An 11,155-nucleotide genomic window follows, 5' to 3' on the forward strand; every position below is an offset into this window, starting at 1 on the left:
TGTGGGATGCTCGAAGGATGCCCCAGAAGGATGAGGGAGACCTCCCGAAGGACGAGGTCGAACTCGACATTACCAACGTCGCCCACGGCGGCGTGTTCGTCGCCCGCCACGAGGGGCGCGTCGTCTTCGTGCCCGACACGATGCCGGGGGAGCGCGTCCGCGCCCGCATCGCGGACACCAGCCACGAGCGGTTCTGGCGCGGGGAGGTCGTCAGGGTGGTCCAGCCGTCGCCCGAGCGGCAGCCCCACGTGTGGAGCGCCGCCTCGCTCGAGCGTCCGCCCGCAGAGCGCGCCGGCGGCGCCGAGTTCGGGCACATCCGCCTCGAGCATCAGCGCGAGCTCAAGCGCCGGGTGATCGAGGATGCGCTGCAGCGCACCGGCCGCCTCTCCCCGGACACCATCGCGACGCTCGGGCCCGACGGCGGCCCGCTCCAGGTGGAACCGGTCGACGGCGAGACCGCCGACGGCACGGGATGGCGCACGCGCGTCCGCCTGCAGGTCGACGCCGACGGTCGCATCGGCCCCTACGCCGCCCGCTCGCACAGCGTCATCCCGGTCTCCGACCTGCCCCTCGCGACCGGCCTCGTCCAGGAGTCGACGCCGTTCGGCCAGTCGTTCGCGGGCGCCGAATCGGTGGATGTGGTCGCCACCGGTCTCGGGACCTCGCACGTCCTGGTCAATGACGCTCCCGTGCGGTCGGGCCGGCGCACCGTCCGTCCCCGCCGTCGGCCCGTTCCCATCCGCGAGCGGGTCGGCGACCGCGAGTTCCGGCTGGACGCCCGCGGGTTCTGGCAGGTCCACCGTGGCGCGGCGCAGACCCTCACGCGGGCCGTGCAGACCGCCGTCGACGAGGCGCTGTTCGACCCGCGCGCAGCCAACCTCGACCTGTACGGCGGGGTCGGGCTGCTGGCCGCCGCACTGGGCGACCGCTTCGGCCAGACCCTCCGCATCACCTCCGTCGAGAGCAGTGAGACCGCCACCGACGACGCCGCCGAGAACCTCGCCGAGTGGGTGGGGGCTTCCGCCGTCACCGACCGCGTCGAGCGCTACGTCTCCCGGCTCGCCGCCGACGCTTCCGCCGCCGAGCGTGCCCGGCTGCATGCGGCGACGGTCGTGCTCGATCCTCCGCGCTCCGGCGCCGGCCGCGAAGTGGTGGACGCGATCGCCGCTCTCGCCCCCGCGCAGGTCGTCTACGTCGCCTGCGACCCGGTCGCCCTGGCGCGCGACCTGGCGTTCTTCTCCGGTCACGGCTACAGCCTCCGCGGGATGCGCGCGTTCGACCTCTTCCCGAACACGCACCATCTGGAGGCGGTCGCCACGCTGACGCGCTGAATGCATGCTCGCCGACGAAAATGCCTTCACCCCCTACGATGGTCAACATGGTGCGGGTGGCAATCGTCGACGATCACGAGTCCGTGCGTCTTGGGCTGAAGGCAGCCTGTCAGGACGCGGGGTACGACGTGCTCGTCACCGCGCCCACGGTGGACGACTTCGTGTCCCAGCTCGGCTCCCAGGAGTGCGACGTCGTGGTCCTCGACCTGTCGCTCGGCGACGGCTCGAAGGTCACGGACAATGTGAAGCGCTCGCAGGCGACCGGGGCGGCCGTCCTCGTCCACAGCATCGCCGACCGCGTGGCCAGCGTCCGCGAGGCGCTCGCCGCCGGTGCCGCCGGGGTCATCCCGAAGTCCTCGCCGACGACGACGGTGATCAGCGCGATCGCCACCGTCGCGCGTGGCGACGTCCTCAACAACCTGGAGTGGGCCACCGCCATCGACGCCGACAGCGACTTCGCGAAGGCGCAGCTGGGCCGCCGTGAGCGGGATGTGCTGCACCTCTACGCCTCCGGCCTGCCTTTGAAGGCCGTGGCCATGCAGCTGGGCATCGCGAACTCCACCGCACGCGAGTACCTGGATCGCATCCGCGTCAAGTACGTCGAGGTGGGTCGTCCCGCTCCCACGAAGGTGGACCTGCTCCGCCGGGCGGTGGAGGACGGCATCCTTCCCGGGCTCGATCCCGAGACGGGCAATGAGCGCTCCTAGCGGGGTCCGGCCGGGGCTTCCGCTGGAGCAGGCGAAACCCCGCAACCCTCTGAGCCGGGCGCGGATCGAGCGCATCTCCGACCGGACCGTCTCCGCTTTCGGTCTCGTCTTCGGGCTGCAGACGCTCCCGAGCGCGCTGGGGCAGCTCCGCGATCTGCGCGAGCCCTGGGGCATCGTGGCGATGGTCGCCATCTTCGGCGGACTGGCCCTCACCGTGGTCCTCGCGATCGTGCAGCGCGGCGTGAAGATCACGATGGGCGTGCTGTCCGTGGTGTATCTCGCGGCGATCGTCACCTGGCCGCTGCTGGCCGAGCATCCGAGCGCCTTCGCCAACGACAAGCCGTGGGTCTGGTTCCTCTGCTCCGTGTTCACGGCGTTCGCCGCCGTCGCCTACCCGCTGTGGCTCGCGGTCGTCTACACGTTCGTCGCGCCGATCGCCTACGGCGTCGTGCGGGCGCTTCCGGAGGGCGGCGGAGCCGGATTCGAACTGGCCGCCCTCGACACCATCTACGCTGTCATCCTCGGCGGCGTCATCCTCGCCATCATCACCATGATGCGTCAGGCATCGAGTGCGGTGGATGCTGCCCAGAGCCAGGCTCTCGCCCGCTACGCCACCGCTGTGCGCCAGCACGCGACCGAGGTGGAGCGGGTCCAGGTGGATGCGATCGTGCACGACAGCGTCCTGACCACACTGCTCTCGGCGGCGTCCGCCCGGAGCCCGGAGCAGAAGGAGCTCGCCGCGGCCATGGCCGCCGACGCCATCGGGCACCTCCATGCCGCCGAGGCGGCGACCCCCGAGGACCAGTCCGTCGACAGCCTGGACCGGCTGGCCGACCGGCTGGTGACGGCGGCGAACGCGTTCTCGTCGCCGTTCGTGGTGGAAGTCCACGACGTCGAGGACCACGATCTTCCGGCCAATGTCGCGGAGGCCGTCTACTCGGCGACCGTGCAGGCGATGGTGAACAGCATGCAGCACGCCGGTGCGAGCGGCGTGAAGCGGAGTGTCTCCCTCCGAGGCGGCGGGCCGTCGTCGAGCGTCGAGGTCGTCGTGCGGGACGACGGGCGCGGCTTCACCGAGTCGGAGGTTCCGGCCGAGCGGCTGGGGCTCCGGATCAGCATCCGCGACCGGATCGCGAAGGTCGGCGGCCGTGCGCGCATCGAGTCGGAGCCCGGCGAGGGCACGACGGTGACGATCCTGTGGCCCGCCTCCGATGAGCAGCCGTTGGGCGTCTCCGCCGGGCAGGCGGCGGTGCGCGAGGCTGTGGCGGGTCCCGGGCCCGAGGTGGACGCATGATCGCCCTCAACCGTGTCCTCTTCCTCAGCCTTGGAGCGCTCTTCTCGGCCTATCACCTCTTCCTCGCGCTCTCGTCGCTGTCCACGCCGCGCATGGCGGGGCCGGCCATCGTGGCGATGGTGCTCTACGCGGTCGCGACGGTGGTCACTCTGTGGCCGACCAGTCCCACGAAGATGCCGCTCTGGCTCGCCGCCTTCGACCTCGCCGTCTGCGTCGTCATCCCGATCCTGGTGACCAGCCAGTTGGACGCGTCGAAGGACAACGGCTACGCCACCTGGTACGTGGCAGCGGTCGGCACGTTGATGACCATCTGCGCCGTGCGCCGACGTCAGGTCGTCGCCTGGGTGGGCGTCGGCTTCCTCGCTGTTCAGACCGTGGTCTGGGCGGGCCCGGGGGCTCTGGCGGGTCTCGGCGTCGTCGGGTCCGTGGTGTGGGTCGGCGTCGCGGTGGTGATCTCCGGATCGCTCGCGAAGGCCGGACGGGACGCCCTCCAGTTCGCCCGCGCCGAGCGGGAGGCGACCGAGTGGCAGGCCGCCCAGGAGGCGCACGTGATGGAGCGTCAGCTGCGCCTGCGTCAGACGTACCGTGTGGCCGCTCCCATGCTCGCCGAGATCGTCCGCCGCGGAGGCGACCTGACCGAGGCCGAGCGGCGCGAGTGCCGTTACCTGGAGGGCGCGATCCGCGACGAGATCCGCGGCAGGCGCCTCCTCAACGACGATGTCCGCCGTGAGGTGATGGATGCGCGCCGCCGCGGCGTGGTCGTCAGCCTGCTGGACGAGGGGGGCATCGATGACCTCGACCCTCGCGGTCTGGAGTCGGTGCTGCACCGGCTGGCCGAGGCGATCCGGGGGACCACGACGGACAAGCTGATCATCCGGACCGTGCCGCGCTCCTCGGAGACCGCGGTCACGGTCGTGGGGCTGCGCATGTCGGACGACGGTGCGGCGAACGCGCTGGGCGCCGAGTCGGACGACGACGAGGTCGACCTGTGGCTGGAGATCCCGCGTCCCGTCGCCTGACGCGGTTGACCCCGGCACATTCGTGACGAATGGTCGCTCTGCGGCGCTGGGAGAGCACATTCGTGACGAATGGTCGCTCTGCGGCGCTGGGAGAGCACATTCGTGACGAATCGCTGACGGCCATAGGCCCCGAGATGGGGAAAGGGGCCGACACCCGAATTGTCGGCCCCTTTCAAACCCCGAGTCAGGGCGATAACCCGAATATCGCCCTGACTCGCCCCCAAAGCACTCGCCCGCTTACCCTAGTCGGCGAGTGTTTGGCGGTGTACTCACGAGGAGAGACACCTAGCAATAACCATATTGTCGCCCCTCCCAGCAAATACATAGTCGTCATTTTGGAGGACACTGGGGGACACGGAGCGGCCCCCGTTCGAGGCGCACCGCGAAAATCCGGGTGCCCCGCACTCGGGGGACGCCGCGACCGGGGTACAACGAGCGATTCAGCCCGAGAACGAGCGCCAGGCGCCGGGACCCGGGCGCAGCTCCGCGCGCAGGGCGCGCTGCGAACGCGACCAGGCATCCGGGCCGGACTCGGCCCGCGCCTCCTTCGCCGCGGCCGCCTGCGCGGCGGCGGCAGCGGTGAGCACAGCGGTCACCGCCGCGACCTCCTCCGACGTCACCCCGCGTGTGAGGAACCGCAGCTGCGAAGGATCGAGCGGCGAGTCGGACCGGACGTGGGCGCCGCTCACAGCGGGATGTTCCCGTGCTTCTTGGGCGGCAGCGTCGCCCGCTTGGTACGCAGCGCCCGCAGCGCCTTGATGACCGACACCCGCGTTGCCGCCGGCTCGATCACGCCGTCGAGCTCGCCGCGCTCTGCCGCGAGGAAGGGGCTCGCCACGTTGTACGTGTACTCGTTGGCGAGTTTCGTCCGCACGGCCGCGACATCCTCACCGGCCTCCTCGGCGCGCTTGATCTCGCCGCGGTACAGGATGTTGACCGCGCCCTGTCCGCCCATGACGGCGATCTCGGCCGTCGGCCAGGCCAGGTTGATGTCCGCGCCCAGCTGCTTGGAGCCCATGACGATGTAGGCGCCGCCGTAGGCCTTGCGCGTGATGATCGTGACGAGCGGCACCGTCGCCTCGGCATACGCGTACAGCAGTTTGGCGCCGCGGCGGATGACGCCGGTCCACTCCTGGTCCGTTCCCGGAAGGTAGCCGGGCACATCCACCAGGGTCAGGATCGGGATGCTGAACGCGTCGCAGAATCGCACGAACCGCGACGCCTTCTCGCCGGCGTCGATGTTGAGCGTCCCGGCCATGGCACTCGGCTGGTTGGCGACGATCCCGACGGAGCGGCCCTCGACCCGAGCGAAGCCGATGACGATGTTCGGTGCGAAGAGCGGCTGGATCTCGAGGAACTCGCCGTCGTCGACGATCCCTTCGATGATCGTCTTGACGTCGTACGGCTGGTTCGGGGAGTCCGGGATGACGGTGTTGAGCCGGCGGTCCGCGTCCGTGATCTCGAGCTCCGGCTCCGCCTGGAAGGTGGGGAGCTCGGCCAGGTTGTTCTGCGGGAGATAGCCGATCAGGGTGCGCGCATAGTCCAGCGCATCCTCCTCGTCGCTCGCCAGATAGTGCGAGACGCCCGAGATCTTGTTGTGGGTGAGGGCGCCGCCGAGCTCTTCGAAGCCGACGTCCTCGCCCGTGACCGTCTTGATGACGTCGGGACCGGTGACGAACATGTGGCTGGACTTGTCGACCATGATGACGAAGTCGGTGAGGGCGGGGGAGTACACCGCACCGCCGGCGGCCGGGCCCATCACGATCGAGATCTGCGGGATGACACCGGAGGCGGCCGTGTTGCGGCGGAAGATCTCGCCGTACTTGCCGAGGGCGACGACACCCTCCTGGATGCGGGCGCCGCCGGAGTCGAGGATGCCGATCATGGGCACGCCGGTCTTGAGGGCGTGGTCCATCACCTTGATGATCTTCTCGCCGGCGACCTCGCCGAGCGAGCCTCCGAAGATCGTGAAGTCCTGGCTGAAGACGGCGACGTTGCGGCCGTGGATGGTGCCGACGCCGGTGACGACGGCGTCGCCGTAGGGGCGCTTGGCCTCCATCCCGAAGGCGTGCGTGCGGTGGCGCACGAACTCGTCGAACTCGACGAAGGATCCGTGGTCGAGGAGGAGCTCGATCCGCTCCCGGGCGGTCAGCTTGCCCTTCGCGTGCTGCTTCTCGATCGCGGCCTCGCCGCTCGCAGTCACGGCCTCGTGGAACCGCGCCTTCAGGTCGGCGAGTTTTCCGGCGGTGGTGGTCACGTCGGGCAGTTGATCGGCCTGACGGGGTTCGGTGTCGGTCACGCCGTTCACTCTACCGGCCAGCCGAATGGCCGCGCCGTTGACGAAACCCTACAAATCCGCCGCCCAGCCCTGGCGGACCGGCCCAGTGCGAGAGACTGGGACCGTGGACTTCCAACGCAGCCGTTCCCTCGTCCCCGTGCTCGAAGTGCTGCCCGAGGCGGGCTCGACCAACGACGTCCTGAGCTCCCGCGCCGGCGATCTCCCGGACCTCGCGGTACTGGTGACCGAGAACCAGACGGGCGGCCGCGGACGGCTCGGGCGCACCTGGGTGACGCCGCCCGGCACGGCGCTCGCCATCTCGGTGCTGCTCAAGCCCGTCGGACTCCCTCCCGCATCGTTCGGCTGGTTCCCGCTGCTCGGCGGCCTCGCCATGAGCCGCGCACTCGACCCGCTGGTCCCCGGCGGGGTGCAGGTCAAGTGGCCCAATGATGTCCTCATCGAGGGGGACAAGGTCTGCGGGATCCTTGCCGAGCTCCTGCCCGGGATGTCGGGCCTGGTCCTCGGAGCCGGCGTCAACCTCTCCCAGACCCGCGACCAGCTGCCCACCGAGACGTCCACGTCTCTCGCCCTTGCCGGCGCGCAGGGGATCGACGCCGACCGCGTCCTCTCGGCGTACCTGATCCAGCTCACCACGCTGTACAGGGAGTTCCTCTCCGCGGAGGGTGATCCCCTTCGCAGCGCTCTGCGGGACGAAGTGGCGGAGGCCTGCCACACGATCGGCCGCGCAGTGCGCGTGCACCTGCCCTCCGGCGACGACCTGCTCGGCACAGCGGTCGGCATCGACGAGCACGGCCGGCTGATCGTCGAGTCGGATACGGGCCGCACCGCGGTCGCGGCCGGCGACGTGACCCACCTGAGGTATTAATTGACCATGACCAGCAGCCCGGACGGGACCCCAGCGCAGCCCGCCCAGCCACCCGAGCGCGTGGTGGCCCGGCTGCGGCCGAACGCCCGGAGGCTGTTCTGGCCGAGCCTCGTGCTCATCCTCACCGCCGGCGCCCTCGGCTTCCTGGCCGGCCGGGTCGGCGAGGTCTGGGAGGTGGTGCTCCTCTGGTCGTCCGTTGCGGCGGTGGTGCTCCTGCTCTTCCTGCTGCCGCTGGCCGCATGGCTGAGCCGCCGGTACACGATCACGACCCGCCGGCTGATCATCCGGCACGGCTTCTTCGTCCGGGTCCGGCAGGAGCTGCTGCACAGCCGCGGTTACGACGTGAGCGTGCGGCGGACGTGGCTGCAGAGCGTATTCCGCTCCGGGGATGTGCTCATCAACTCGGGCCTCGATCATCCGGTCGTGCTGAAGGACGTGCCGAAGGCGGACCAGGTGCAGCGTGCGCTGTCCGAGCTGATGGACCACTCCCAGACGGTCGTGGCGGTCCGGCGTCAGCAGTCGGAGTCAGTCACCGACGAGACCACGGTCTGGGGTAGTCGCTAGCGTCGAGCCGGTCATCGGCGCCTTCTCGCGGATCACGCGGGCGGGGACGTGCGGGCCCGCGGAGATCCCGGTCAGGCGCTCGCTGCTGCCGGCGCGCCCGGCGCGGGCGGTCGAGCGACGCGGCGAGAAGACCCACCACCGGTAGAACGCGAAGCGGAAGACCGTGCCGAGCGCCAGCCCGATGACGTTGTTCGAGATGTTGTCGGCGAGGAGGCTGTGGTGGCCGAGGAGGTAGTGCGAGACCCACACGCACGCCAGCGGGATCGCCATCCCGGCCAGGCTCACGATGAAGAACTCGACGCCCTCGCGCGTGGCGTTCTCGTTGCGCGTGCCGGAGAAGGCCCAGTAGCGATTGCCCAGCCAGTTGGTGCCGATGGCGACGAGCGTCGCGATCGCGGTCGCGTACAGGGTCTTGTGCGGTACGGCCTGCAGCACGAAGATCATCAGCCCGTTGAAGACGACGAGGTTCACCACGAACCCCACGCCCCCGACCGCGCCGAATTTGATCAGCTGCGGAAGGAGTCGCGCGTGATGCGCCGACGTGCTCGTCTCGATCGTCATGCCCCTACCTGAAGATGCGCGAAGATGGTCAATGCGTGTCACAGTACGCGGATCACGTTTCCCGTTCCTGTGAATTTCGCCCTACCAGCATGAAAAGTATCAGAGGAGTGGACGGTCCATGACTAGTCAGATCATCGGAGTGATCGGCGGCGGCCAGCTGGCCCGGATGATGATCCCTCCGGCGATCGAGCTGGGCCTGGAGCTCCGCGTGCTGGAGGAAGCGGAAGGAATGAGCGCGGATCTTGCCGCGACCGGCGTGGGCGACTACCGCGACCTGGACACCGTGCTGGCCTTCGCCGAGACGGTGGATGTCATCACGTTCGACCACGAGCACGTGCCTCCGGCGATCCTCCGGGAGCTGGTCTCGCGTGGCATCCCGGTGCATCCCGGACCGGACGCGCTGCTGTACGCGCAGGACAAGCTGCAGATGCGGGCGAAGCTCAGCGAGCTCGGACTCCCGGTCCCGGAGTGGGCGGCCGTGGAGTCGGCCGACGAGCTGGGAGCGTTCCTCGCCGGGCACGGCGGCCGCGCGGTCGTGAAGACGGCGCGGGGAGGCTACGACGGCAAGGGCGTGCGCGTCGTGTCCGATCCCGACGGCGCCGACGACTGGTTCATGGCGCTCGCCGAGGACGGCCGCGGGGGAGCGCTCCTGGTGGAGGAGCTGGTGCCCTTCCGTCGCGAGCTCGCGCAGTTGGTGGCCCGCAGGCCCTCGGGTGAGGTGGCCGCCTGGCCGGTGGTGGAGACCGTGCAGCGAGACGGCGTCTGCGCGGAGGTCATCGCCCCCGCCGCCGGGACGACGGGCCGGGAAGCGGAGACCGCCGCAGACATTGCACGGCGGATCGCGGACGGGCTGGGGGTCACCGGCGTGCTCGCCGTCGAGCTGTTCGAGACGACCGACGGCCGGCTCCTGGTGAACGAGCTGGCCATGCGGCCGCACAACAGCGGTCACTGGTCGATCGAGGGGGCCGTCACCAGCCAGTTCGAGCAGCACCTGCGGGCGGTGCTCGACCTCCCGCTCGGCTCCACGGAGCCGCGGGCGGACTGGTCCGTGATGGTCAACATCCTGGGCGGCCCGGCCGAAGGCACTCTGGCCGACCGGTACCCGGCGGCGCTCGCCGCGCATCCCGAGGCCAAGTTCCACGGCTACGGCAAGGACCCCCGGCCGGGCCGCAAGGTCGGTCACGTCACCGTCGTCGGCGGCGAGGACCTCGACGACGTCCTCGGCCGTGCACGTGCGGCCGCCGCGTTCTTCGAGGGCTGACGATCCGGCACCCAGCGAGCGCCCGTTAGCGAAGGAGGTTCGAACGCAAGCTGTTCGAACCTCCTTCACTACTGCCAACTGAAGGAGATTCGGCACCCGATCTCCTTCGATACCCAGGCAAGTCAGGAACCCGCGGGCTTCGCCGAGGCGGGATGCAGGGCCTGGCGCACCAGCGTCCGGATCTGCGTGTAGTCGGGCTGGGTGGGATCGATCGTGGGAGGGACCAGCTCCAGCTGCTGCACCGGGAGCCGGCGCGTCTTCATCCCCAGGTCGACGAAGTAACCCAGCATCGACTGCGGGATGTCGGTCTTCATGACCTGCGTGCCGGCCTTCGCGATGTCCTGGAACTTGGTCACCACGTTGACGGGGTTCACCTGCTTGAGGATGGCGTCCTGCAGTTCCCGCTGGCGCGCCATGCGGTCGTAGTCGCTGGTGCCGTGGCGCGCTCGCGCGTACCACTGGGCGTGGTAGCCGTCGAGATGGCGGGCACCCGGCTCGATCCACTCCACCACGCCGTTGAGGTTCTCGTCGCCGCCGATCGGGATGCGCTCCTTCACAGTGATGTCGACGCCGCCGAGCGCATCCACGAGGTCTGCGAAGCCCTGCATGTCGATGAGGACGTAGTACTGGATGGTCAGCCCCGTGGCGCCTTCGAGTGCGTCCCGCATCGCCTCGATTCCGGGCTCGCTGTTGTTCTTCTTCGCGTCGGGGTACAGCCCGGCCTTGTACGACTCCACCTCGGTGTAGATGGAGTTCAGCTGGCAGACATCGACGTCGCAGCGGTCGTGGTAGCCGTAGCCGTCCGGGTACTCCTTGTAGAGGGGCGAGGTCTTCGGGAACGGCACGGGGTCGAGGTCGCGCGGCAGACCGATCGTGACCGCCTGGCCGGTGTCCGCGTCGATGCTGACGATGGACATGCTGTCCGGCCGGAGCCCCTGCCGGTCGGGGCCGGCGTCGCCGCCGAGCAGCATGATGTTGTAGCGGCCGTCGACGGGAGGCTGGGACGCGGCCGCGGAGAAGATGTCGCCCAGGGCGCCGCGGGCGGATCCGGCGACGACGGACGCGTACCCGGCCGTTCCGGTGATGCCGACCAGGACGAGCACCGAGAAGGCGGCGATCCAGCCGCGCGAGTTCGGCGCCGTGCGGACGAGCCGGACCAGCCGGAGCGTGTCGAGGGTGAGCAGCACCCAGAGGACGGCGTAGGCGATCAGCAGCGCCTGGACCAGGGTGAGGCTGCCGGACTGGGTGAAGAGC

General features: G+C 69.9%; 11 protein-coding genes. 7 read left to right on the top strand and 4 right to left on the bottom strand.

Translation table 11 applies throughout. The features are described 5' to 3' along the window. The first annotated feature begins 17 nt into the window (after positions 1–17). The 4 genes from ACPYOG_RS07890 to ACPYOG_RS07905 are packed head-to-tail and all read left to right on the top strand — an operon-like array spanning position 18 to position 4,351. The gene (locus tag ACPYOG_RS07890) at positions 18–1,331 is read left to right on the top strand and encodes a class I SAM-dependent RNA methyltransferase (RefSeq protein WP_481293683.1); all 1,314 of its coding nucleotides are present in this window, start codon (positions 18–20) and stop codon (positions 1,329–1,331) included. 47 nt (positions 1,332–1,378) lie between these two features. After that, a complete protein-coding gene (locus tag ACPYOG_RS07895; protein WP_481293684.1) occupies positions 1,379–2,038 on the top strand; it encodes a response regulator transcription factor in 660 nt (219 codons plus the stop codon). Further along, positions 2,025–3,332: a sensor histidine kinase gene (locus ACPYOG_RS07900; protein WP_481293685.1), complete on the top strand. Its 1,308-nt coding sequence runs from the start codon at positions 2,025–2,027 to the stop codon at positions 3,330–3,332. The genes ACPYOG_RS07895 and ACPYOG_RS07900 overlap by 14 nt, the downstream gene beginning before the upstream one ends. Further along, positions 3,329–4,351 (top strand): hypothetical protein, encoded by a 1,023-nt coding sequence (locus ACPYOG_RS07905; protein WP_481293686.1) that lies wholly within the window; start codon positions 3,329–3,331, stop codon positions 4,349–4,351. The genes ACPYOG_RS07900 and ACPYOG_RS07905 overlap by 4 nt, the downstream gene beginning before the upstream one ends. A 440-nt stretch (positions 4,352–4,791) precedes the next feature. Here ACPYOG_RS07905 and ACPYOG_RS07910 read toward each other — a convergent pair whose 3' ends face one another. Then, positions 4,792–5,040, bottom strand: a complete 249-nt coding sequence (locus tag ACPYOG_RS07910; protein ID WP_481293687.1) for an acyl-CoA carboxylase epsilon subunit — start codon at positions 5,038–5,040, stop codon at positions 4,792–4,794. Continuing rightward, positions 5,037–6,659 carry an acyl-CoA carboxylase subunit beta gene (locus tag ACPYOG_RS07915; RefSeq protein ID WP_481293688.1) on the bottom strand — a complete coding sequence of 541 codons (1,623 nt, stop codon included), beginning with the start codon at positions 6,657–6,659 and terminating at the stop codon, positions 5,037–5,039. Before ACPYOG_RS07915 ends, ACPYOG_RS07910 begins: the two co-directional genes overlap by 4 nt. Positions 6,660–6,753: 94 nt before the next feature. Between ACPYOG_RS07915 and ACPYOG_RS07920 the strand changes: the two genes are divergently transcribed. Together ACPYOG_RS07920 and ACPYOG_RS07925 are read left to right on the top strand one after the other, a co-directional pair. Beyond that, entirely contained in the window at positions 6,754–7,515 is a 762-nt protein-coding gene (locus ACPYOG_RS07920; protein ID WP_481293689.1) for a biotin--[acetyl-CoA-carboxylase] ligase, read from the top strand. A 6-nt stretch (positions 7,516–7,521) separates the two neighbouring features. Next, entirely contained in the window at positions 7,522–8,079 is a 558-nt protein-coding gene (locus ACPYOG_RS07925) for a PH domain-containing protein (protein ID WP_481293690.1), read from the top strand. On the opposite strand, the gene ACPYOG_RS07930 is transcribed toward ACPYOG_RS07925, so the two are convergent. Further along, positions 8,041–8,640: a GtrA family protein gene (locus tag ACPYOG_RS07930; RefSeq protein WP_481293691.1), complete on the bottom strand. Its 600-nt coding sequence runs from the start codon at positions 8,638–8,640 to the stop codon at positions 8,041–8,043. The genes ACPYOG_RS07925 and ACPYOG_RS07930 overlap by 39 nt on opposite strands. Positions 8,641–8,758: 118 nt before the next feature. Here ACPYOG_RS07930 and ACPYOG_RS07935 point away from each other — a divergent pair, with 118 nt between their 5' ends. Beyond that, positions 8,759–9,901: a 5-(carboxyamino)imidazole ribonucleotide synthase gene (locus ACPYOG_RS07935; RefSeq protein WP_481293692.1), complete on the top strand. Its 1,143-nt coding sequence runs from the start codon at positions 8,759–8,761 to the stop codon at positions 9,899–9,901. Positions 9,902–10,023: 122 nt separating this feature from the next. On the opposite strand, the gene ACPYOG_RS07940 is transcribed toward ACPYOG_RS07935, so the two are convergent. Beyond that, positions 10,024–11,155 (bottom strand): LCP family protein (locus tag ACPYOG_RS07940; RefSeq protein WP_481293693.1); only part of this gene is annotated, 1,132 nt, incomplete at its 5' end.

The sequence above is a fragment of the Leifsonia sp. HAY1-4F genome (assembly GCF_056755275.1).